This is a genomic window from Dyadobacter sp. HNCC25DJ184, assembly GCF_056895215.1.
The window spans coordinates 40,666-65,503 of the sequence record NZ_JBXHAQ010000015.1 but is presented as its reverse complement, the minus strand read 5'-3'; the positions used below and the strand labels follow the sequence as shown (position 1 = coordinate 65,503).

Here is a 24,838-nt window from a genome sequence, read left to right as displayed (position 1 = left end):
TATAAACCAGCTATCGTCGACTAATTATTTTCTTCCTTTATCTTTTTTCGCCGTGTGTCCACGGAAGTTACGAGTAGGTGAAAATTCACCAAGCTTGTGACCAACCATGTTTTCAGTTACATACACTGGTATAAACTTGTTACCATTGTGAACTGCGAAAGTGTGCCCTATGAAATCCGGAGAAATCATTGAGCGGCGTGACCATGTCTTGATTACTGACTTCCGTGAAGCGTTATTCATTGCTTCTACTTTAATCTCAAGACGAAAATCGATATAAGGTCCTTTTTTTAATGAGCGTGCCATGTTTCCTTATTATTTTTTACGACGGCTGATAATCAATTTCTCAGAATGCTTGTTGCGGTCACGAGTCTTAAGACCTTTTGCAAACTGGCCATTTCTTGAACGAGGCTGACCACCGGATGACCGGCCCTCACCACCACCCATAGGGTGATCCACTGGGTTCATAGCAACACCACGAACGCGGGGACGACGTCCTAACCAGCGTTTACGACCTGCCTTTCCAAGTGATACGTTCATGTGACTTGAATTGGATACTGTTCCAACTGTAGCGATACAGGTAGAAAGGATCATTCTCATCTCGCCAGAAGGCATTTTAAGAACCGCATACTTACCTTCACGAGCAACTAACTGTGCATAGGCACCAGCACTTCTCGCAAACTGACCACCTTTACCAGGTGTAAGCTCAATATTATGTACAATTGTACCAATCGGCATAGAACCAAGCGGAAGAGCGTTTCCAACTTCCGGTGCAACAGTAGCACCTGAAACGATAACCTGTCCTACTTTCAATGCGTTTGGCGCAATGATGTATCTTTTTTCTTCATCCTCATACTGTACCAGCGCAATGCGAGCTGAACGGTTCGGATCGTATTCTATTGTAAGAACGGTGGCGGGTGCATCGAAACGATTTCTTTTGAAATCAATTACACGATATCTTCTTTTATGTCCTCCACCAATATGGCGCATGGTACGATGTCCCTGGCTATTACGACCACCAGTTCTCTTGATGGTTTCCAGAAGACTCTTTTCAGGTTTCGCCGCTGTTATCTCCTCAAAAGCAGGAGCCGAGCGGAAACGCTGACCAGCACTTGTCGGTTTTAATTTTTTAACTGCCATTTGCTATTAACTCGTCAAAGATTTGAATCAATCAACTATTTTATGCTTCACCGTAGATATCGATGATCTCGCCTTCCGCTACTGTTACGATAGCCTTCTTGATAGTTGATGTTTTTCCACTTACAAATTTACCTCCCGAAGTGCGGGATTTGCTTTTACCAATGCTGCGCATTGTGTGAACGCTTTCTACGGTTACCCCGAACAGTTTTTCAATAGCTTTCTTAATTTCAACCTTATTTGCAGTAAGGGAAACTTCGAAGGCATATTTACCTTGACCACCCTGAGCCGTTACCTTTTCGGTTATGATCGGACGTTTCAGTACACTCATGATTATTTGTTCAATTGGGTTTCCAAAATAGACAGAGCAGATTCACTTATCAAAAGACGATCCGCATTCATCAGGTCGTAAGTATTAACTGAATCAACCGTAGTTACCTTTGTTTTAGGGATGTTACGACTGGACAGATAAACATTGCTGTCAACAGCTGGCAGAATCAATAATGTCTTTTTGTTCGACAATGAAAGTGAACTCAATACATTAAGATAAGACTTAGTTTTCGGCGCATCGAAAGTGAATGATTCCAAAATCGAGATTGCGTCAGACTTAGCTTTTACAGACAGTGCTGAAATACGAGCCAACACTTTTACTTTCTTATTAATTTTAAAACCGTAGTCACGTGGTCTTGGTCCGAATATTCTACCTCCACCTACGAACACAGGAGACTTAATGCTACCAGCACGAGCTCCACCAGTTCCTTTTTGTTTTTTAATCTTACGTGTTGAGTGATTGATCTCAGCACGTTCTTTCGATTTGTGCGTACCCTGACGCTGATTGGCCAAGTACAGTTTCACATCGAGATAGATCGCATGCGTGTTAGGTTCGATGCCAAAAATTTCTTCTGACACTGTTACCTTCTTGCCGGTATCTTCTCCCTTTATATTAAATACGGATAGTTCCATCGGTACTATTTCTCAATGATTAGAAATGAATTCTTTGCTCCCGGTACTGAACCACTTACTACTAGCAAGTTTTGCTCAGGTATCAATTTCAGAATACGCAAATTCTGAATCTTTACGCGGTTATTACCCATGCGTCCACCCATACGAATACCTTTAAATACACGAGATGGGAAGGAACAAGCTCCAATCGAACCTGGGTGACGAGCACGGTTGTGCTGACCGTGGGTCTGGCCACCGACACCGGCGAAACCATGGCGTTTTACAACACCTTGAAAACCACGACCTTTTGCAGAACCAACCACATCAACATAATCTCCCTCTTGGAAAATATCCTGAACTGAAAGTGACGTTCCAAGTTCATGCTCCACTTCAAATTCTTTGAACTCAACTACCTTTTGTTTGGGAGTTGTGCTCGCCTTTTTGAAATGGCCAATCATAGGCTGGGTCGAGTTTTTCTCTTTTTTCTCTCCAAAACCTAACTGGATAGCTTTATAGCCATCCTTCTCTTCGGACCTAACTTGTGTAACAACACAAGGACCAGCTTGAATTACAGTACATGCCAGAGCCTGCCCGTCAGCATTGTACAAACTAGTCATTCCGATTTTTTTACCAATTAAACCAGACATGTAAATTAATTTAAATTTAGCAGGTAAAACCCTTATTCTTTAAAACGGACTGCAAAGGTAGAAAATCAATTTCATGTATCCAAGCAGCATTTCCTATTTATCCTTGATAATCAGCAAAAAAGGTCAGATGTTTATACATCTGACCTCAGTTTGTAACCATCATTCTGAATTTCGATTTGATCTACTTTCAGTTTTCTGGTTTGAGCTCAGATGTGGTTTCCAATACAGGACCTTCATCCAAATTATGTCGGCGATCGACGGATCGATCAGTTACTCTTTAACAGGACCAAAACCTGTTATAATCACTATACTTTAATCTCAACATCAACGCCACTTGGCAATTCAAGTTTCATTAGCGCGTCAACCGTCTTTGCACTTGTAGAGAAGATATCTACCAAACGTTTGTAAGTACAAAGTTGAAATTGCTCACGAGATTTTTTGTTAACGTGCGGAGAACGCAAAACTGTGAACTTTTCCTTTTTAGTTGGCAATGGAATTGGGCCACTCACGACCGCTCCTGTAGCCTTAACTGCCTTTACAATCTTTTCAGCTGACTTGTCAACCAGATTGTGGTCAAATGACCGAAGTTTGATACGGATTTTTTGATTCATGATCTTTTTTTATTGTGGTTCTGAAAAACTTGCCAGAAATCGCTTCGGCAACCCACCAGTGAAAGAACCATTTACTTCACTGGCTTCTATATAAAAATGATCGGTCACCGTTTTGACACGATAACCGATCAATTCATTTACGCTTTAACCAATCCTTTTGCCTTTTCGATTACCGTTTCCGCGATGTTGTTAGGAACGATCTCGTAGTAAGCGAAAGTCAACGATGCTGTTGCGCGTCCTGATGACATAGTACGAAGGTCAGTAACATATCCGAAAAGCTCAGACAAAGGAACATCACACTTGATAACCTGTGCACCATTACGTGTGTCCATACCTCTCATGATACCACGACGACGGTTCAAGTCACCTGTGATAGGTCCAGTGTACTCATCAGGAGTAAGAACTTCAACGTGCATAATTGGTTCCATCAATTTTGAACCCGCATGGCGAGCCGACTCTTTGAAACCTAATTTAGCAGCCAATTCAAAAGATAGAGAATCTGAATCGACATCGTGGAATGATCCGTGGAACAAACGCACTTTCATCGAATCCAAAGGATATCCTGCCAAAGCACCGTTCGACATAGAAGCCTCAAATCCTTTTTGAACCGGAGCGATAAATTCACGAGGAATAGCACCACCCACAACTTCGTTCACAAATTGAAGACCAGTTTTTGGTTCTTTTCCTTCTTCGTTGTCATCACGTGGTCCGATTTCGAATACGATATCGGCGAATTTACCACGACCACCCGTTTGTTTCTTATATACCTCGCGGTGCTCATAGTTCTTAGTAAGAATCTCTTTATAAGCCACCTGAGGAGCTCCCTGGTTTACTTCCACTTTGAACTCACGACGCATACGGTCAATGATGATTTCAAGGTGAAGCTCACCCATACCTTTGATGATCGTCTGACCAGTCTCTTCGTTACTTTCAACTTGAAGAGTCGGATCTTCTTCGATCAACTTGGTAATAGCCTTAGAGAAGTTATCGCTATCTGCAGCCTTCTTAGGTTCGATTGCATAACCAATTACCGGCTCAGGGAATACCATTGATTCCAATACGATTGGTGATTTTTCGTCAGAAAGTGTATCACCAGTCTTAATATCTTTGAAACCTACTACCGCTCCAATATCACCTGCCTCAAGCTTATCAATTTGATTTTGCTTGTTAGCGTGCATTTGGAAAATACGGGAAATACGCTCTTTGTTTCCTGAACGGTTGTTCAATACATAAGAACCAGAATCCAATACACCAGAGTAAGATCTGATAAAGCAAAGACGTCCTACATAAGGGTCAGTTGCGATTTTAAATGCAAGTGCACAGAAAGGATCTTTCTCGGAGGGTTGACGGCTAATTTCGTTACCAGTACGAGGATCTGTTCCGATAATGCTTTCACGGTCAAGAGGTGAAGGCAAGATAGCCATCACGTAATCCAACATGGTCTGAACACCTTTGTTTTTGAATGAAGAACCGCAAACCATAGGAACGATCTTCATGCTGATAGTTGCAGCGCGCAATGCAGCAAGAATTTCATCCTCTGAGATTGAGTTAGGATCTTCGAAATACTTTTCCATCAAAGAATCATCGAATTCAGCAACTGCTTCAAGCAATTTCTCTCTCCATTCTGTTGCTTCTTCAAGCATATCGTCAGGAATAGGCACCTCAGTAAAGGTCATACCTTTATCAGCCTCATTCCATTCGATTCCACGGAAGTTAACCAAGTCAACAACACCGCGGAAAGTATCTTCAGCACCGATCGGCAATTGAAGAGGTACAGCGTAGCTGCCCAACATTTCTTTCACCTGAGTACAAACTTTCAGAAAGTCTGCACCAGAACGGTCCATTTTATTTACGAAACCAATACGTGCTACATTATAATTGTTAGCCAAACGCCAGTTTGTTTCTGACTGAGGCTCAACACCGTCAACAGCACTGAAAAGGAACACCAAACCATCCAGTACACGAAGGGAACGGTTTACCTCAACGGTAAAGTCAACGTGACCCGGTGTATCGATAATGTTAATATGGTAGTTCTCGTCACGATATTTCCAACCAACAGTTGTTGCTGCAGATGTAATGGTAATACCACGCTCCTGCTCCTGCTCCATCCAGTCCATTGTAGCAGCACCGTCGTGTACTTCTCCAATTTTGTGGCTAACCCCTGCATAATACAGAATACGCTCTGTAGTAGTTGTTTTACCGGCATCAATGTGCGCAGCAATACCAATGTTTCTTGTTAATCTTAGATCACGTGCCATGACAAATGGTGATGTGTTATTTTATATTCGATGTGCAATGCTTAGAGCAAATATGAATCTGCAGAGATTGGACATTCCAATGTTTCCAAAAATTCAGAGCGCAAAAGTATAAAATGTTGACTATAAAAACAATGGCGCGAGATTTATTTTTTTAGGATTTTGGGCAGATCACAAAAAAATCAACCACTTGATCTACAATTATGTAGACAAAACCACTTCGGAATATTTTACTCTTAGCGCAAAAAAATCGGATACCACACAAGTGCAGTATCCGATTTTATATAGTATTCTAAATTTCTACTAGAATCTGAAGTGCGAGAATGCTTTGTTCGCATCCGCCATACGGTGCGTGTCATCCTTTTTCTTCACAGCAGCACCTTCACCTTTAGCAGCAGCGATAATTTCGCCAGCCAAACGATCCATCATCGTTTTTTCACCGCGCTTACGTGCATAGCTGATCAACCATTTCATACCTAGTGATTGCTTACGCTCCGGACGAACTTCAGTAGGAACCTGGAAAGTAGCTCCACCAACACGACGGCTCTTAACCTCTACGGAAGGAGTTACGTTGATAAGTGCTTTCTTCCAAGTTTCAAGACCGCTTTCGCTGGTTTTTTTCTCAACCAACTCCAACGCGTCGTAGAAAATAGTAAATGCGATGCTTTTCTTACCTGCAAGCATCAGGTTGTTAACAAATTTAGTAACCTGTACATCCCTGAACTTTGGATCAGGCAGGATATATCTTTTCTTTGGTTTGGACTTTCTCATTTTTGATACTTAGTTTTAACGAGGTTTCGTTTTGCAACTTATTCACCCCGGAGTTCTCCGAGATTACTTCCCTTTTATTAGACTTACAATTTAATAAAAGCAGAGAGAGTTACTTTATTATTTTTTCTTACCTTTTACTGGTGCTGCCGGAGCTTGTCCTGGCTTAGGACGCTTAGCGCCATATTTAGAACGACGTTGTTTACGTCCGTTAACACCTGCTGTATCCAATGCACCACGGATGATGTGGTAACGAACACCTGGCAAATCTTTCACACGACCACCACGGATCAACACGATCGAGTGCTCTTGCAAGTTGTGCCCTTCTCCAGGGATGTAAGCATTTACTTCCTTGTTGTTGGAAAGACGAACACGCGCTACTTTACGAAGTGCTGAGTTCGGTTTTTTTGGCGTTGTGGTGTACACACGAGTACACACGCCCCTACGCTGAGGGCAGGAATCCAAAGCCGGTGACTTTGATTTCCATGTAATGGTCTCTCTACCTTTACGTACTAATTGTGAAATAGTTGGCATTTAACAAATTGATTTTGACTTGGTTAGCTAACCAGTCGATTGTTTTACAAACAGTTTTCCCGAAAAATCGGACTGCAAAATTAGCATAGTAGTATTGATTTACAAAATGTTAGTTCATTATTTTTCGTTAAATAAAGGAAAGACATGCCGGGATCAGCAAAAAGGGCATTAAACCACGATCTGTTTTTCACACTTTGTCAATGCAAATCCTCGCGACTTTGTTAGCTTCAAAAATAATTTGTAACTCACATCCAGAAATTTTATTAATAATCGTTGTTTATTAGTGTTGAATTTCAAACCCATCCGGTACATCAAGCGTCCTTAGATCATATACTTTCAAATTATGAGAATATTGCGAAGTAACTTTACCCTATTCCTTTACTTTCTGGCCTTTTCCGCTTTACTTTATGGATGCAACTCAGCCATGCAGGCCTATAAAGACGGTGTAAAAAAATATGATAATGGTGAGTACGATCTAGCCATCAAAGGTTTTGAAAAGGCGGCAGAAGCCAATTATGAACCGACTAAAACCAGCTATTACATTGCCGAATCGTATCGACTATCTAACCGATTTAAAGAAGCACTTCCATTTTATAAAAAAGCACTAGAGGAAGGTGTTACCGATCCTCAGGCGCAATTTCAATATGCATATGCCTTGAAAAGTGACGGCCAATATGCCGAAGCCGCTACTCAATTTTCAGCATTCGCCAAGTCTGAGACTGCTCCAAAAAACCTACAGGAAAGAGCGTTACGCGAAATAGAAATATTGAAAATTACCGATCGCCTGAAAGCGCCTAAAATGGACGTTCAAATCAAAGATCTTGGTTTCAACACAGCCGGTGCTGAATTCTCTCCGGCCGTAACAGGTAAAGAACTTGTCTTTTCTGCCTCCAAAAAGGAGAAAGTATATAAAAATAACGGGCAGGCCATGCTAGGACTTTACAAGCTTCCATTGGCCGAAGATCCTTCCGCGACACAGGGAACTCCAATACTTTTCAATAATGACATTTTCGCAGAAGACGCTAACGAAGGTTCACCCACATTTTCGCCTGACGGCAAAAGCCTGATTTTCGCGCGCGGAAATACCGGAAAGAAGAACGGTGCTGCCGATGTCGACTTATATATTAGCAAGAATATTAACGGGCAATGGACACCACCGGCGATTCTCCCTATCAATGATTCGTTATCCTGGGACGGGTCTCCTGCATATTCTCGTGATGGAAAAACATTATACTTCGCATCCAACCGTGCAGGCGGAGTTGGTGGGATCGATTTGTACCGAACCAATATCGACGCCTCCGGCCGTTTCAGCAAACCGGTGAATATGGGTAAGGATATCAATACCGCCGGCGACGATATGTTTCCATATGTTGCTTCAAACGGGAAATTGTATTTTTCATCAGACGGCCATCCTGGATTAGGCAAGCTGGATCTTTTTGTTGCAACTCGTTCGCAAGGCGTTATTAGTATCGAAAATCTTGGACTACCTTTCAACAGTCCTCAGGATGATTTCGGGCTTATTTTTTATGAAGAAGGCCAAAACGGCTTTTTCTCTTCCAATCGCCAGGGTGGCAAGGGTGATGATGACATCTATTACTTCACATTGCCGGTTGAAGAAGACACCACGACCGTTGCGAAACATACCGATCCAAACGATCCTTTAAATCCGAACAACCCGAAGTATATTGACGGAAAGCCAAAAGTGATCCGATACTTCCTGGCCGGAACAGTTACGGAAAACGTTACACCGGAGATACCTTTAGATTCAGCAGTTGTTCACGTTCTTCCAGATACTTCTGAAACGGAAATTACAAACCTTGTTACTGATAAAAAAGGATACTTTGGCAAACAAACTGTGGAAGAAGGTCAATCTTACATTTTATTCGTTACCCGAAAAGGATATATCAGCATTCGTCAACCATTTACAATGGTAGGTAAAAGCGTTCCTCCAATATTCCTGACCAAGCTTTCAACAGATACCACTTTTACTGTCAATATCAAGCTGGATAAACTGGAGCTTAACAAGACGTTTGTTCTTGAAAATATTTACTACGATTTGAACAAATACAATATCAGGCCAGATGCGGCTATTGAACTTGAGAAACTGGTTCAAATCATGAAGGATAATCCAACATTGAATATTGAGCTAAGCTCACACACCGATGCACGGGCTTCTGACTCATATAATATGACGTTATCCCAGAACAGGGCGGAGTCTGCCGTAAATTTCCTGATTTCTAGAGGTATAGAAGCTGACCGAATGATTGCGAAGGGATATGGTGAGCGGGAGCTGATCATTGAGAACGCAAAAACTGAAGAAGAACACCAGAAAAACCGTCGTACAGAATTTACAATTTTGAGCTACTAACCTAGCTTAAAACCTGTTGGAAGCCTGTCAGTTCATTGTCGCTGACAGGCTTCTTTTATTTGTGCGCCACAATATTTCGTATGTTTGCACCTCATTTAAGATCATAATAAGTAAAAGAAGTAATGGCCAAGCGCATCATTTACTGGTTTCGTAACGACCTGAGATTGGAAGGAAACGAAGCTTTTAATCAAGCATATCAAGATTCCCAAGAAGTTGTTTCGGTGTTTGTTTTCGACGTAAGACAGTTTGAACAAACACGCTTAGGTTTTCGCAGAACGGGCGCTCTAAGAGCACATATGCTGGTAAATGCAGTTGGTGCTTTAAGGGAAAGTATAAGAAAAAAGGGTGGCGAACTCTTGATCAGGATAGGGGAACCGGAAACGATCATCGCTGAAATGGCACAAGAATTTCAGGCTGACTATATATACGCAAGCAAGAAAATCGGACCGAAGGAAACCTATATTGAATCTTCGCTGAGCAAGCATCTAAAAGTAGCCAATATTGATTTCAAGCTGATTTGGATGGATACTTTGCTCAATATTGCTTCGCTTCCTTTTCCAATCGCCAAGCTTCCCGGCAATTTTCAGACATATTATAATACCGTCAGGGATATCAGGATTATCAAGACTAATCTCGTCGATATTCGGTCTCTATCATCACCTGATCGATACGAAGCAGGCCCGCTCCCAACCCTGCCAGCCCTTGGCATCGACCCCAACGAAATTCCCGATCGTAAATATTATGCCATTTCTTCTGATTTTGGGGAAGAGGCCGCACGAAAAGAACTTGACACTATTGTTTCAGAACTAAAAAACGGCTCCTATATATCTTCCGGCGACTCCTTAGTCGACTCGAACTTATCTACCTGGCTTGCGTTGGGATGTATATCTCCCCGACAGGTATATTTTAAATTGCTGGAACTCCCTGACACTACTGCTGAGAAGCAGTCAACCATCGACAGCCTGCACTATCGCGACTATGCTCACTTTAACCTGCTTCGTTTCGGACCACGATTCTTCAAACCCGGTGGCATTCAACATCGTTTTCAAAAGGTATGGCAAAACAATATTGCCACGTTTAAGCTGTGGATGGATGGCAATACCCCAAATGAGGAAATCAATTCCATTATTGAAAAATTGAAGAAAACAGGGCATATCAAACTTGAGGAACGATATCTGGCTGCACGCTACCTTGTAAATGATCTGGATATCAATTGGGTTTGGGGTGCCATGTATTTTGAAAGCTTGCTGCTCGACTACGACGTCGCAATCAGTTGGGGAAGATGGAATGGTGTTGCGCAGGTCGGATTTGATTGATTCCGTGATTTGCTGCTCAATTCCCTTCATATAAGTTAAACATGGCATTGTACGCAAACTCTGCCGATTGTGTAGAATTTCACATAGATATCACTAGATTTGGATAGCTTTGAAACGAATTCACTAACTAAATACAGAAAGAAATGTCAAAAGGATTAATTGCCATCATTGCGGTTGTGCTCATACTCGGTTTCGTTGGGTGCGGTAAATACAACGGATTGGTAAGCAAAGACGAAGTCGTGAAAGAATCATGGGCGAAAGTCGAAAGCCAATACCAACGCAGGGCCGATTTAATACCTAATCTTGTAAATACGGTAAAAGGCGCAGCAGATTTTGAAAAATCAACATTGACCAGCGTAATTGAAGCCCGCTCAAAAGCGACTCAAACAACGATCAGCGCGGATGCGCTCACTCCTGAGAATATTGCCAAGTTTCAGGGAGCTCAGGATCAATTGAGTGGAGCACTTTCCCGCCTATTGGTTTCTGTTGAAAGATACCCTGATCTGAAAGCGAACCAAAACTTCCTTGACCTTCAGGCGCAGCTGGAAGGGACAGAAAACAGAATCACCGTAGCCCGTAACGACTTCAATACAGTCGTAAAAGACTATAACCAAGAGGTGAGAACCTTCCCGACTAATCTGTTTGCAGGTGTTTTCGGGTTTGCTCAAAAAGGCTACTTTACTGCGACAGCAGGTTCTGAAAAAGCACCTTCTGTACAGTTTTAATCTGATATTTTTCGTTAATGCAGGTCAATTCCGGCCTGCATTCTCTATTTCCCAAGATTGAGAAACTATGGCAGTTGAAGAAACTTTTTTTAGCGAAACGGAGCAGAAGATCATCGTCAATGCAATCCAGCAGGCTGAGAAACAAACATCAGGCGAAATTAAAGTGCATGTCGAGGCAAAATGCAGCACCGACGATGTGATGGAAAGAGCCAAAGAAGTGTTTGGGTTGCTGAATCTGCACCAAACCAAAGATCGTAACGGTGTCCTCTTTTATCTGGCGCATGAAGATCGAAAGTTTGCTGTCTTGGGCGACCAGGGCATTCACGAGAAGGTCACCGACGATTTCTGGAACAGTACCAAGGATTTAATGAGAGGGTATTTTTCCAAAAGTGAGTTTGTGGAAGGCTTTCGGGCTGGAATAAGTGAGGCTGGAATACAATTAAAAAATCACTTCCCTTACAACGAAGACGATATCAACGAACTCCCGGACGATATCTCGTTTGGATGAAAATTATCATGAAAAAATACTTCGCTAGTTGTTTTCTATTTCTCGTTACGCTCGCAGGCTTGATGGCGCAGGATATACCTGCCCGCCCAACTCCTCCCCGCTTGGTTAATGATTTCGCCAATCAATTAAATGCAACAGAAATTGCTCAGTTGGAACAAAAACTGGTAGCGTACAGTGATTCGACATCCTCACAAATTACGATTGTCATTGTACCAACTACCGGTGATTATCCAATTGAGGACTATGCTTTAAAAATTGGCAGGGACTGGGGCGTTGGCGAGAAAGGAAAGAATAATGGAATCGTAGTACTGTGGGCTTCTACGGATCGGAAAATCAACATAAGCACTGGTTACGGTATGGAAGGAGCTATACCAGATGCGATTGCCAAGAGAATCATATCACAGGTAATCACCCCTGACTTCAAAAATGGGATGTTTTATCGAGGTCTTGACCGTGGTGTCGACGCCTTGTTTCTTTATGCCAAAGGAGAATATAAAGCTGAGCCGTCTGATAAAAATGACCGTGGAGGTAGCGGTTTTCCAATCATACTTTTTGTGATCATTTTCATTGTTTTCATTGTCATTATTGTACTGAACCGCAACAATCGCGGTGGTGGCGGTGGAAGCGGCTGGGGAAATATGGGCGGTGGACCGATCATCTGGCCATATACTACGCACTCAAGTCGTGGCAGCTCGTCCGGAAGTTGGGGCGGAGGAGGCTGGGGAGGAGGAGGCGGTGGCGGCTTCGGAGGGTTCGGAGGCGGCAGTTTTGGTGGTGGTGGTGCTAGTGGTGGTTATTAACTTGTCAGCCTTTGGGATCTGAGTCATTCCGATGCAAATGTTATCATTTAAAATACCTCAAAAGCGTCATAAGCAAAGCTTAAGGCGCTTTTTGCATTTGGTGCGGGTGGAAGCTACACACCTGATTTAGATGAGTTCTCAAATACAATTCTTTTCTGCAACAGTGGTTTTAAAGTCGGCGTAATGTGGATTAAAGGCTATACAAAATCCACTAAATTGTCAGAAGAATGAAAAAGTTAATTATGATGTTAATGGCCGGCGCCGGGCTATGGTTGATTGGTTGCCAGCAGAACGATTCCAGTATGACCCCAACTGATGAAACCGCGGCGTATGAGGATATAACCTCTGCGGCGGCAAGGTACTCCGCAACACTAGACTCGGTCACGACGACTAAGTGTAAAGGGAAATTGACGGAAGTAGCAGTTGCGGATTTGTCTTCGACAATCTCTACCTACATTTCAACCACCTACCCTGGATCAACCGTGCAGTATGCAGCCATGGATGCAAATGGTCAAGTGATTGTTGCTATTACTTTGGCAGACGGCACTGCAAAAGGACTTTTATTCAATGCAGACGGTACTTTTCAGCAGGAACTGGCTCGTCACGCCAAAAAAGCGAAAATCACAAAAGTTGAAGTCACTGCGCTACCAGCGGCAATCACGACTTATATCAGTACCAATTATGCTGGTGCGGAAACAAAGCAGGCGGGCACGAATGCGGACGGCGAATATTTTGTAGAAATTGTCATTGACGGGAAGGCCAAAGTACTGCTTTTCAACTCCGACGGATCGTTTAATAAGGAACTGGAAAAACCTGCATTCCGTCCAGGAAAACCTGGGCACGGAAAGGGGAAATAAGCCCTCTCAATGGATACAACCTAAAATAATTTCAAGTTTCAAGCCCTGTGATGCTTCTTTTCATAGGGCTTTTTTATTTCTGTTAACGACCGCTGGTGCTATTCAACCGATATTTCATCTTAATTCATATATTGCGTGATTAAATTCTCACTCAACAATAATTTTCAATCCTAACACTTCCCTTTTCAATGTCAGAGCAAATATCCCAAAAACACCCTCCCGGGCTTTTCATACTATTTTTTGCGGAAATGTGGGAACGTTTCAGCTATTATGGTATGCGGGCTATTCTTCTTCTTTTCCTTCTGGACAATGTCAGAGGTGGAATGGGATTAAGTGCTTCCGAAGGAGCCGCGATATACGGACTTTACACTTCGTCGGTATACCTGCTTTCACTACCGGGTGGCTGGATTGCCGATAATATTCTCGGGCAAAAAAAATCGATCTGGTATGGCGGTATTATTATTATGCTCGGGCATATTATCCTTGCCTTTCCCGCCGGCACCACTATCTTTTTTTTAGGGCTGGCTACCGTGGCTATCGGAACAGGTTTGCTAAAACCAAACATTAGCTCAATCGTTGGGGAATTGTATCCCGAAGGCGGGGCCCGCAGAGATGCTGCTTTTTCTATCTTCTATATAGGTATCAACCTGGGTTCTGTACTTGGAATTACCATCGTTGGATATCTCGGACAAAAAATCAACTGGCATATGGGCTTTGGCGCAGCTGCCGTTGGGATGTTATTGGGGTTAATTGTATTCAAATTCGGAAGCCTGAAATACCTGAAAGGATATGGTGATGTTCCGGCTCAGAAAGAGGTGACAGCCGAATCTGTTGCGAAGTCGGGAAGAGACCAGAAAATGGGCTATGCTCTTGTTGCCCTTCTGGTTGCATTTTTAGCAATTCTCCAGCTTACCGGGACGCTTGATATGACAACAGCAACCGGCCTCGCTCAGGGTGCCGGTGTGATTATCGTTACTGTATCTGCTTTCTACTTTTTGTTCATACTTGCAGCTGGAGGCTTAACTCCCGTTGAGAAAAAACGAGTTTTAGTATTGATCGTCTTTTTCATAGCCGCGGCTCTTTTCTGGGCCGGCTTCGAGCAGGCTGGATCTTCGTTACAGATATTTGCAGAAAGGCACACGCAACGGACTTTCGGAACCTGGGAGATGCCGTCTAGCTGGTTCCAGAACTTCAACGGTTCTTTCATATTGATCTTCGCGCCAGTGATGGCGAGCCTTTGGATATTCCTTTCTTCCAAAAAACTCAATCCGCCGACTCCCATCAAATTTGCATTGGGACTGATATTATTAGGAGTAGGTTTCTTTATTATGGAAATGGCGGCAAAAGTCGCTGTGACCGGACAACTTGCTTCTCCTCTTTTCCTAACTTTTACCTATTTCTTCCATACCATCGGAGAATTATGCCTTAGCCCGGTTGGATTAAGTACATATACCAAACTTGCTCCGAAAAGGTATGTTAGCCAGTTGATGGGAATATGGTTTGTTGCAGCTTCTTTAGGCAATCTTATCGCCGGACTTTTTGCCGGTAACTTCGACGAAAATAACGTTCAGCAAATGCCTGCCTTGTTTAACCAGGTAACCATGTTTGCCGGTGGCTTCGGATTATTACTCCTTGTATTCTGGAAACCGGTCAGAAACTGGATGGGAGGCATATCATAACATTTCGGCCACGCCTTACCGCGTGGCTATTTTTTTAACTAAATCTTAGTCAATATCCATGAAACGAACGATTGGCATTTACCTCATCCCTGCATTTTTAACCCTTTTGGTTTCCTGTTCAAAAGAAAAAGAATCGTCCGGCGAGAAAATTCCGGGATTCGATATCACGTCGCTCGATTCCTCGTTCAAGGCCTGTGATGATTTCGATAACTACATAAACGGCGGCTGGAAAAAGAAAAATCCGATTCCACCGACCGAAAGCGATTGGGGAGCTTTCGGAATATTAGACAAGCAAAACAAAGAGGTTCGAATTAAAAGCATCATCGATGAAATAACTGCGAAAAAAGAGCTCTCGAAAGGCTCAGAAGGGCAGCAAATCGGCGATTACTATCGCTCGTTTCTGGATACCGCTACCATTGAAAAAAGAGCTCTCGAACCATTGAAGCCTTATTTTGACAAGATAGATGCGATTAAGACGCTGGCGGATTATGCCGCGGTTACCGGTGAGCTACAAAAAGTCGGGGTATCGACCCTCCTGGGTTTTGGTGTTGATGCTGATCTCAGAAACAGTAAGGCAAATGCACTTTATGAAGGGCAGGACGGTCTAAGTCTCGGAGAAAAAAGCTACTACGAGCGTCAGGATTCAAGTACTGTGAAAGTCAGAACCGAGCTGGTTAAACATATCGATCAGATGATGGCAATGGCAAAATTGCCATATCAAAATGCTGGCAAGACCATACTTGATCTTGAAACGAAGGTGGCCAAACTCCAGTTAACAAACGTAGAGCTTCGCGACCCTGTGAAGACCTATAATAAAATGGGCTTCGGAGAAGCTGTCAAGTTGATTCCAGACTTTGACCTTGCTGCGTTCGCAAAAAAACAGGACATCAAAAGTGATACACTAATCGTCCAAAACAAAGCATATCTGCAAAACCTTAGCAAGCTCCTCAAAGCGACTCCGCTGGAAACGTTAAAAATGTATTCCAAATGGCAGACTCTCTCGACATTTGCTGGATATCTGCCGAAAAAATTTGACCAGGAAAATTTCAAATTTTTCAGTACCATAATGCATGGAACAAAACAACAGAGACCAAGAACTGAAAGGGCTATACGCTCAACAGATCGTCTTTTGGGCATGCCTTTGGGAAAACTGTTTGCACAGAAATATTTCACGGAGGATGACAAAAAAAAGGTCTCTGAAATGATCGAGAACGTCAGAAAGGTATATGGCGAACGCATCGACAAGCTCACCTGGATGAGCGATTCGACAAAAGTAATGGCCCATAAGAAATTGAAAGCCTTTACCTACAAAATCGGTTATCCGGACAAATGGAAGGACTATTCGACGATTGATATTGCCAGCGACAAGCTGTTTGAAAATGTGATTTCGGCTTCTCTTTACGATCATAAGGAAGCTGTTGAAAAAATTGGAAAGCCGGTAGACAAGTCGGAATGGGGAATGACGCCCCAAACGGTCAATGCTTATTACAATCCGTTGAACAATGAGGTGGTATTTCCTGCAGGTATCCTTCAACCTCCGTTCTATAACAGCAATGCAGATGATGCGATCAATTATGGTGGTATCATTGCGGTAATCGGCCATGAATTCACCCACGGCTTTGATGACCAGGGTTCGCAGTTTGATGCTGAAGGCAACCTGAAAAACTGGTGGTCTAAGAGCGACCGTGAAAATTTTGACAAACTGGCAAACCGATATATCTCTTATTTTAGTGGAATAGAAGTATTACCAGGGTTCAAAATCAATGGAGCTTTGACAATCGGTGAAAACATTGCTGACCTGGGTGGATTGACGTTGGCATATAACGCACTGAAAAAATCGCTGGAAGGCAAACCAGAGCCAGCTTTGATTGATGGATTTAACTGGCAACAACGATTCTTCATTGGATGGGCGCAAGTATGGCATGCAAATTCGACGGACGAAGCGAAGCGTAATCAGGTACAAACCGATCCTCACTCGCCGGATCGTTATAGAATCAACGGAGCATTACCGCAGTTAAAAGAGTTTCAAGCCGCTTTTGGCTGTGGAGCCGGAAGTAAGATGGTATTGGCCGATTCGGCCAGGGTGGTTATTTGGTAGTATTTTTTGAACCATTAAGGAATTAAGAAAAATTAGGTAGCTAACCCTGTGCATCTTAATGATCCTTAATTTCTTAATGGTTAACAGAAAATTATCCAACGTTATTAACTTTCACATACTTGTTTCGGTATTCGCTGGGGCTGCAGCCTTTTACCTGTCGGAATTGGCGGGCTATGTTTTTGCTATCGGTCAGGCCCATATCCAGCGCAATTTCAAATACTGACATATCCGTATCAATCAGTTTTTGAGTAAATTTTTCGATTCTCAGATTGAAAATATACTTATAAACCGGATACCCTGTAATTTCCAGAAAACGCTTTTCCAGTGCCCTTCTCGATAATGGCACCTGCTTTACCACGTCTTCTACGTTCAGATTTTTATCGATATTCTGGTGTATATACTTTAAAGATGAAGCTATATGGTGATCGTTCGTGGCGTAGATATCTGTCGACTGCCGCGTGATTACCTGCAGGGGCTCCACCATGATATCGTAAAAATTATGGACACCGTTCCGGATCATTTTATCGAGCAACTTGGCTGACTCATATCCACCTTTTTCCGTATCCAATGCGATACTCGACAGCGGCGGATCGGAAAGGTCGCATATCATTTCATCATTATCCACACCCAACACAGCAACTTCCTCTGGTATTCGAATACCAACATGTCGGCAAGCTTCTGTGATATGCTGCCCCTGATTGTCATCGCAGGACATTAGCGCTATCGGTTTGGGCAGCGCCTTTAACCAACGACTCAGAGAACTGGGTTTGTAAAACCAAAGCTCGCTGGATCTTGCTTTTTTGTGTTCAAAATAGTGCACCTTCTGCCCGGCTATCTTGATTCTTTCCTCAAATCCTTCAGCCCTTTCTCGCGACCAGACAATATCCCTAAAACCATAAAAGGCGAAATTGGTAAAACCCTTTTTCAAAAAATACTCCGCGCCCAGCTTCCCGGTTTCCCGATATGCGCCAGTGATATTAGGTATTTCCGCAAATCGTTCTTTAAAATCCTGAGCAATCAGGGGGATACCTGCTTCCACGATCTTTCGTATTTCGATATCATTATAAAGCTGCCCAATGATACCGTCTGCTCCCCAATCCTGCGCCCATTTCAAAATGCCGTCAATCCCTTTTGTTTCACGATGGAACAATGGAAGTCTGCAAAAAACCCACGGCCCATACTCCTTGGAATAAGCGTTGATCCCTTTCATGAGGTTCTTGCTATATTCCTCCGCGAAGTCGAGAAGAAGGATGATTTTGTACATGATAACTACGAACTGATCAGCTCCTTAAAGCTACCGACGGTTTTGTTACTGATCAATGGTTTTGCCCATATCCCGATACTCAGTATATACCCTAGCGTTACCAGCAAAAACAACATAGCTAACCGTAAGTCAACTAATTCTGCCAGTCCACCGATAATGAGCGGAACCACTGCCCCGCCCGCAATTCCCGCACATAATATACCTGAAAAAGTACCGTGGTGATTTGGAACTGAATTTAAAGCTAAGGAGAATATGACGGAGTACATTACAGAGGCAAAAAAGCCTGTTAAAGGGAATGCCAAAATAGCCATTTCCTTCGAACCAAAAAGAGCTGACAAAAGAGATGCCACGGCCCCTATCGTAAAGAATATCAACACCTTACGACTATCTAAAAGTTTAAGCAATATCAATCCTAAAAAACAGCCAACAGTGAGCAAACCCCAGAAATTGGAAATAACGGAAGCCCCTTCGACAGCAGGATCAACACCATGATATATTTGCAGGAACTTAGATATCCAATTGGCTATCCCCTGCTCGGTTCCGACGTAAGCGAATATGCCCAAAAAGAAAAGCCATACATATCGGTTGCGCGTTAATTCTCCAAAAGCAGTGCCCAAATCCATTTTCTCATCTTCTTTTAACTCAACTTTTGGAAATCGAATAGCCGATATAACCACCACCATGAGCAACGATATAACGGCAAAAACCCAATATAGTGAAACCCACTTCAAGCTTTCCGGAACCAGCCCGTTCAGGATATTGATCAGAAAATCAGAACTTTCGGAATGAACATGCAATACCAGATAGCTATATAACAATGGACTTAAAAACGAGGCCGCACCAAAAAAAAGCTGTCCCAAAACTGAATTAAAAGCAAATTTCTCTTCACCTCCCGCAACTCTCAAAAGCGGATTGATCACCACCTGCAACATGGACATCCCAACCCCAATCAGAAAAAGGGAGGACAACGCCACCGAGAATTGCGGAAAAACAGCGAATAATATCGCTCCGACAAACGCAAAAAGAAAAGCCCATATCAGAATTCTCTTTTCACCATATTTCTCCACCATAACCCCCGCCGGAATCGACATGACACCATATGCCACAAAAAATGAAAATGGAAGGAAACCCGCTAAACCAATACTGAGGTCAAAACTGGTCACAATATCCGGAATGATAGGTCCGAGAATATTGGTCAAAAACGAGATAACGAAAAAGATGATCAGTATTAGAAAGACAAGGAAGGGACTTCTTTTCATGATTTAAATAACATTAGGCAAATCTGATATTCGACGCTTCATTAAAAATTCAACAATGCGGATGCACCCAAAAGTGCTATATTCTCGTCATGAGAATTTAAAATGGTCAGCCGTTTTAACGACTCGGGATAGGCAAAATCTTTTAAATTTTCTAACATACTTTTTCGGAAAAAGCCACTTGCTTTGGCGATGGATCCACCCAAAACAATGGCCTCAGGATCATAAGTATACATGATCGCTTTTATAACCGCCGCCAGGTGTTTCCCATATTCTTCCCATGCTAGCAATGCCCGGGTATCTTCTTCACGCGCAAGCTCATATGCCTGAAATGCGTCGATCTGATAATAGTGCTCAAAAAACCGGTTCGAGACATAACCCTCCATATCTGAATCACGATAGGGAAGCATGCCTATCTCCCCAGCCCCACAGTTATTCCCTTCGTACAATCTATTGTTCACGATGATACCAGTTCCCAGTCCCGTTCCAAGTGTGATACCAATCGCTGAGCTAAATTTTTGAGCTAAACCGAAACGATGCTCTCCCAAGATAAAACAATTTACATCGTTGTTGACCGAAACAGGCAGTTTAAATTCGGTTTCGAGGATATCCCGAAGTGCCACTTCTTCCCATGAAGGAATGTTGACCGCATTATAAACAATACCTTTTTGAACGTCAACCACCGAAGGGACGCCAATACCGATCCCCTCGACCGGATATTTAACCAGCGGCCGGATCAGATCAAACAACTGTTGCAACGTTTGAGGGAGAGAATCCTTGTTGGTCAGCCGGGTTCTATGTTGATGCAAAATAGCACCTCCGAGCTCAATTCCCGCACGCATATTGGTGCCACCAATGTCAACGCCTATTTTCATTTTTCAATATTGAGTACAGTTCAGGCACAATAATTCTGGTCAGCTTTTTTGAAGCTGTTAATACATGTTCAGGAAATTTGGAAAGATTAAGGTGCTTTTAACTCACTGGTTCTGCTATACCTACCTGCCTTGTCAAACGATTTGAGTTTAATAGTTCCCGACACTTTTACTGCCGCAGTATATACTGGTGACGTTGCCGTAGGCTCCGTTCCGTCATGCGTATATCGAATATCCAAGCCCGGCAACTCCACGTTAGCCTTTAACATACCACCTTCAACGATCGCCCCCGGCATCGGAAGGCGGTAGTTATATCCGCCATTCAGATAGCTCAGTTTCGGGATATTCTTTTGACCAATTGTGTTTGCAAACTGATTCCAGCCGGCAAAAATCAGCTTTTTACGTTGTGCATCATTTGGGATCATCTCCCAATCACGTTCAGGCGACCAGGCACTTTCTGCAAAACCCAAAAGTTTTGGCAATACCGAATATTCCATCATATCACGCCCTTTGATCGTTTCGCTCCAGAGCTGCGATTCTATACCTAGTATATTCTTTCTTGCTTCAGGTTTTAGTTTTTGTTTACCCACAAACTCCTGCTTCATCGGCTTGCCCATCGAAGTTTCCTCGGTGGTAACGAACATATTATACGGCGCAAATGTCCAGTTATCGCGGGTGTCAACGAACCCTGCCCAATACAACCCCGGCTCTTTCGGATCGTTGTTGTACGACATGTCAAAATAGAAATTGGTAACGTTACACAACACAACCTGATAACCTGCATTGGCCAGACGGTTTCCAAGATCCACATCGTAAACATTATTCCAAACATAAGGAATGACATTACGACCAAGAAATTCAGGATTTACCAGATATTTACCGTCCACTGTTTTGGTCAACGCAACCTCTTCCCATCCGTGAACTTTCAGATTTCTCTTTTCCAATCTTGGCAATAGTCTTCGGAAGAAATAAGTCTGCAAATCTCTGGCTGATTTTAATTCAGGATGCTCGCTGATGAGCTTTTGAGCCATTGGAGATTTTGTCCAAGCACCTTCCGCCACTTCATCGCCACCTGTATGAAAGGTATCCATCTTCAAACCGGCTTCCTTATACATCAAAGCCATTTCGTCCACCACCTTTTCAAAGAAATGGTAAACCGACTCTCTCGATACGTCCACGACATTATTTTTATATGCCTGTGCGGAAAGATATACCGACTTGTCGTCCGGATCGATCAAACGATATTCATTCGCTTCCTTCTCTTTTCCTTCTTTCATCAAACGCTCATATCGAGCCTCCATTGATTTGATCGCCGCCAACGCATGACCTGGGAAATTGAGTTCAGGGATTATCTTCATATGCCGGTCGTTGGCATATTTCAGTATTTCAATAAAATCTTCCCGCGTATAGTATCCGCTGCCATGTTTTGTTTTATCGTAAGCCACCGGTCCTGATCCATATCCAGGCTGAAGTGCCGGTGCATTCATACCGGAAACGTGCTGGCGTTGGGCTCCTACAGAAGTCAATTCCGGTAAACCATTGATTTCAATACGGAAACCTTCATCTTCCGTTGTATATAGTAGCAGGTGATTGACTTTATAGCTTGCCAACAGATCTATTACGCGCTTAACGGATTCCTTGGTCTGGAAATTTCTTGCAACATCCAAGTGCAAACTCCGGAAAACAAACCTTGGTGCGTCCTCTACTTCAACAAGCGGAAGTTCAAACGAGCGTGCATGTTTTTGATATGCCTCCAGCGGAATCAACTGTAGAATACTCTGAATACCGTAAAATACGCCAGCTGCATCGCTACCCGTTACGTTGATCATATTGTATTTAACACTCAACTTATATGCCTCCTTGCTTGATCCATTGATCACCATCGGAGCCTTTCTTAACACAATTCCACTCGTCGGTTCACCACTCAATTTCTCGGTTGTAAACGCGCTTCCCGTAATTTCTTTCATCTTTTCAGAAAGATATGCCGCCTCTTTCTCCAATCCCGCCTCATATCGGATCGGGCTTTGTCCGTCCAGATTATATGTACCTTTTCCTACAGTAAGCTTCACCGGAGTCGGAATAATTTTCAATAGCTCGTCTGGTTTCAGGCTCGAAAAAGCGATATTATCATGGTAGCGGGTGTCGGGTGTCGGGACGGATTTCAAATCCATTGTTCCTCTCAAAATTTGTTCTTTGGTCGTAAACGGCTCAATGGCGTAATTTGAGACCTGAACAATATCTTCCTCCTTTCCTTCTTTATCATAGAAAACAAAGTACAACCCCAGCGGTGCATCCGTTTCCTTAATGATCCCTTCCGTCCCCCGGTAAAGGACTGTTACCGAATCGCCGGAGACCAGATTAAAATCCTTTCCAGGCACCAGTTTGTACCAATCTCCATTAATATGCTCGACCACAGCAGGTTGAGTATCTTTATTGGTTAAAATCGGCCGGGGCGACATATTGAAAAACAATGCCCAGTTTTGCCCGTCCAGTGTCTTATTGCTGCCATTTCTGATGGTAAATTTTGCCTCAAAACTTCCCGGCTGTTCCCTGAAATTGGTAATTAATTTCCATGAAATACCAATCTTTCCAACCTCATCTTCCGACATTTTTCCGGATTGACTGCAACCTGTCAATAACATTGAAAACAGGATCATCGCCAAACAGAATGTATTGGAAAAATGAAACAAACCGGTGCTTTTTAAGCGAAAATTTATACACATATATCGATCGATTTTGGATAATACTCTATTAAGAGATAATAATACTACTTTAAAAATAACTTCATGAAGAAGAGTTCCTCAATCGTGGGCAGATCAGTCTTGAACAATTTAGTTTACTTCATTCCTTCCATCCATATCTTCACTAGACGCACACCAATATCCAAACCCCGGCCCGTTTCCAAAGATTACCCAGAGTCTTCAAGTGCCTGTTTATGCAATTTAAAGGTCACGTGGAAACACAGTCCACTGAGATAATTACCTTTTTAAAGACAAGTAGTCCAATCGATTACCCTCACCGTATTAATAAAAACTCCGCAATATGACAGAGCAACGCTCATTTTCAAGACTTACTTCGCTGGACGCCATGCGCGGCTTCACCATCGCAGCCATGATTATTGTTAACTTCCCGGGAAGCGAGGATTTTGTATATCCCACGTTGCGCCACACAAAATGGAACGGGCTAACGCTCACGGATCTGATCGCGCCGTTTTTTCTCTATATAGTGGGTGTTTCTATTGTGTTTGCCTATTCCAAAAGAGCTCAAAGCTCAGAAAAAAAAGGTGAGGTATATAAAAAGATCATTTTCCGGTCTTTGAAGATATTTGCGGTGGGCATGTTTTTGAATATGCTGCCCGACTTCAATTTTTCAGACCTCAGATATACCGGCACGCTCCACCGAATCGCTATCGTTTTTTTAGTTTGCTCAATCCTTTTTTTGAATAGCAATTGGCGACAACAAGCAATAATTGGCTCGGTCATACTAATTGCCTATTATCTCGTTTTGAATTGTATTCCAATTCCAGGAATAGGCAAAGTTGTGATCGAACCGGGCATCAATATCGCAGCGTGGGTGGATCAGCAATATCTGCCGGGGAAAATGTGGCAGGGCAATTGGGACCCGGAGGGTATTCTCAGTACGTTCCCCTCTTTTGTTACATGCATCACTGGTATGCTAGCCGGTAGGTTAATGATGACCAACTTCACGCCTAACGAAAAGGCGAATTACCTTATGGTAGCAGGTATAATATCCGCCGCGACAGGATATTTCTGGAACCTTGTCTTTCCGACCAATGAAAACTTGTGGACGAGCTCCTTTGTGTTGGTGACGTCGGGTTTTGCATGTCTGATTTTCGGGGCAACCTATTTTCTCATTGATATTCTAGGCCGTAAAAAAGGTACGAAGCCGGGGATTATATTCGGGGCCAATGCCATCACGGTATATGTTTTAGCTGATATATGGGCGCTGATTTTTTACATCGCTGACTTCGGAGGAGAAACACTTAATCATCATTTTGTAACAACACTGAGCCAGGCAGGAATGCAACCACAATTGGCCAGTCTGATATATGCGCTACTATTTGTATGTATCAATTTTATTCCGGCATATGTGCTTTATAAGCGAAAGATATTCATCAAGTTGTAAGCTCATTTTTTGAACCATTAAGAAATTGAGGGACATTAAAAAAGCACCTGAATCCTTG

The 24,838-nt window shown here is 42.9% G+C and carries 22 protein-coding genes; 9 read left to right on the top strand and 13 right to left on the bottom strand.

What is annotated here, in order from left to right:
* Positions 1-24 precede the first annotated feature (24 nt).
* The 9 genes from rpsS to rpsL all read right to left on the bottom strand — a co-directional run bounded on the left by rpsS (position 25) and on the right by rpsL (position 6,891).
* The gene (gene rpsS / locus AC1XUD_RS20620; RefSeq protein WP_483362912.1) at positions 25-303 is read right to left on the bottom strand and encodes a 30S ribosomal protein S19; all 279 of its coding nucleotides are present in this window, start codon (positions 301-303) and stop codon (positions 25-27) included.
* Between the two features lie 9 nt (positions 304-312).
* A complete protein-coding gene (gene rplB / locus AC1XUD_RS20615) occupies positions 313-1,137 on the bottom strand; it encodes a 50S ribosomal protein L2 (RefSeq protein WP_483362911.1) in 825 nt (274 codons plus the stop codon).
* Positions 1,138-1,177: 40 nt separating this feature from the next.
* Entirely contained in the window at positions 1,178-1,465 is a 288-nt protein-coding gene (rplW, locus tag AC1XUD_RS20610) for a 50S ribosomal protein L23 (RefSeq protein ID WP_149640522.1), read from the bottom strand.
* Between the two features lie 2 nt (positions 1,466-1,467).
* Positions 1,468-2,097, bottom strand: coding sequence for a 50S ribosomal protein L4 (gene rplD / locus AC1XUD_RS20605; RefSeq protein WP_483362910.1), 630 nt, complete (start codon positions 2,095-2,097; stop codon positions 1,468-1,470).
* A 5-nt stretch (positions 2,098-2,102) separates the two neighbouring features.
* A complete protein-coding gene (gene rplC / locus AC1XUD_RS20600; RefSeq protein ID WP_483362909.1) occupies positions 2,103-2,723 on the bottom strand; it encodes a 50S ribosomal protein L3 in 621 nt (206 codons plus the stop codon).
* A gap of 305 nt (positions 2,724-3,028) precedes the next feature.
* Positions 3,029-3,334, bottom strand: a complete 306-nt coding sequence (gene rpsJ, locus AC1XUD_RS20595; RefSeq protein WP_025764310.1) for a 30S ribosomal protein S10 — start codon at positions 3,332-3,334, stop codon at positions 3,029-3,031.
* A 137-nt stretch (positions 3,335-3,471) separates the two neighbouring features.
* A complete protein-coding gene (gene fusA, locus AC1XUD_RS20590) occupies positions 3,472-5,592 on the bottom strand; it encodes an elongation factor G (RefSeq protein ID WP_483362908.1) in 2,121 nt (706 codons plus the stop codon).
* Between the two features lie 300 nt (positions 5,593-5,892).
* The gene (gene rpsG, locus AC1XUD_RS20585; RefSeq protein ID WP_483362907.1) at positions 5,893-6,360 is read right to left on the bottom strand and encodes a 30S ribosomal protein S7; all 468 of its coding nucleotides are present in this window, start codon (positions 6,358-6,360) and stop codon (positions 5,893-5,895) included.
* A gap of 117 nt (positions 6,361-6,477) precedes the next feature.
* Positions 6,478-6,891, bottom strand: a complete 414-nt coding sequence (rpsL, locus tag AC1XUD_RS20580) for a 30S ribosomal protein S12 (RefSeq protein ID WP_026350530.1) — start codon at positions 6,889-6,891, stop codon at positions 6,478-6,480.
* A gap of 343 nt (positions 6,892-7,234) precedes the next feature.
* On the opposite strand from rpsL, the gene AC1XUD_RS20575 reads away from it, so the two are divergent.
* The 8 genes from AC1XUD_RS20575 to AC1XUD_RS20540 all read left to right on the top strand — a co-directional run bounded on the left by AC1XUD_RS20575 (position 7,235) and on the right by AC1XUD_RS20540 (position 17,242).
* Entirely contained in the window at positions 7,235-9,259 is a 2,025-nt protein-coding gene (locus tag AC1XUD_RS20575; RefSeq protein WP_483362906.1) for a CHU_0125 family OmpA-like outer membrane integrity protein, read from the top strand.
* A gap of 122 nt (positions 9,260-9,381) precedes the next feature.
* Positions 9,382-10,575, top strand: a complete 1,194-nt coding sequence (locus AC1XUD_RS20570; RefSeq protein WP_483362905.1) for a deoxyribodipyrimidine photo-lyase — start codon at positions 9,382-9,384, stop codon at positions 10,573-10,575.
* Between the two features lie 143 nt (positions 10,576-10,718).
* Positions 10,719-11,300, top strand: a complete 582-nt coding sequence (locus AC1XUD_RS20565; protein WP_483362904.1) for a LemA family protein — start codon at positions 10,719-10,721, stop codon at positions 11,298-11,300.
* A gap of 67 nt (positions 11,301-11,367) precedes the next feature.
* The gene (locus AC1XUD_RS20560; protein ID WP_483362903.1) at positions 11,368-11,808 is read left to right on the top strand and encodes a TPM domain-containing protein; all 441 of its coding nucleotides are present in this window, start codon (positions 11,368-11,370) and stop codon (positions 11,806-11,808) included.
* A gap of 8 nt (positions 11,809-11,816) precedes the next feature.
* Complete coding sequence (locus AC1XUD_RS20555) at positions 11,817-12,608, top strand: TPM domain-containing protein (RefSeq protein WP_483362902.1); 792 nt, start codon at positions 11,817-11,819, stop codon at positions 12,606-12,608.
* Positions 12,609-12,835: 227 nt separating this feature from the next.
* On the top strand, positions 12,836-13,465 hold the full coding sequence (locus tag AC1XUD_RS20550) for a hypothetical protein (protein WP_483362901.1): 630 nt from the start codon (positions 12,836-12,838) through the stop codon (positions 13,463-13,465).
* Positions 13,466-13,653: 188 nt separating this feature from the next.
* Positions 13,654-15,144 carry a peptide MFS transporter gene (locus AC1XUD_RS20545; protein ID WP_483362900.1) on the top strand — a complete coding sequence of 497 codons (1,491 nt, stop codon included), beginning with the start codon at positions 13,654-13,656 and terminating at the stop codon, positions 15,142-15,144.
* A gap of 58 nt (positions 15,145-15,202) precedes the next feature.
* Complete coding sequence (locus AC1XUD_RS20540) at positions 15,203-17,242, top strand: M13 family metallopeptidase (protein ID WP_483362899.1); 2,040 nt, start codon at positions 15,203-15,205, stop codon at positions 17,240-17,242.
* Positions 17,243-17,333: 91 nt separating this feature from the next.
* On the opposite strand, the gene AC1XUD_RS20535 is transcribed toward AC1XUD_RS20540, so the two are convergent.
* The 4 genes from AC1XUD_RS20535 to AC1XUD_RS20520 form a co-directional block, all read right to left on the bottom strand.
* The gene (locus AC1XUD_RS20535) at positions 17,334-18,506 is read right to left on the bottom strand and encodes a DNA-binding transcriptional regulator (protein ID WP_483362898.1); all 1,173 of its coding nucleotides are present in this window, start codon (positions 18,504-18,506) and stop codon (positions 17,334-17,336) included.
* A 5-nt stretch (positions 18,507-18,511) separates the two neighbouring features.
* A complete protein-coding gene (locus AC1XUD_RS20530; RefSeq protein ID WP_483362897.1) occupies positions 18,512-19,765 on the bottom strand; it encodes an MFS transporter in 1,254 nt (417 codons plus the stop codon).
* Positions 19,766-19,806: 41 nt separating this feature from the next.
* Positions 19,807-20,637 (bottom strand): ROK family protein, encoded by an 831-nt coding sequence (locus tag AC1XUD_RS20525; protein ID WP_483362896.1) that lies wholly within the window; start codon positions 20,635-20,637, stop codon positions 19,807-19,809.
* Between the two features lie 86 nt (positions 20,638-20,723).
* Entirely contained in the window at positions 20,724-23,357 is a 2,634-nt protein-coding gene (locus tag AC1XUD_RS20520; protein ID WP_483362895.1) for a family 20 glycosylhydrolase, read from the bottom strand.
* A 319-nt stretch (positions 23,358-23,676) separates the two neighbouring features.
* Between AC1XUD_RS20520 and AC1XUD_RS20515 the strand changes: the two genes are divergently transcribed.
* Positions 23,677-24,780 carry an acyltransferase family protein gene (locus AC1XUD_RS20515; RefSeq protein WP_483362894.1) on the top strand — a complete coding sequence of 368 codons (1,104 nt, stop codon included), beginning with the start codon at positions 23,677-23,679 and terminating at the stop codon, positions 24,778-24,780.
* The last annotated feature ends 58 nt before the right edge of the window (positions 24,781-24,838 follow it).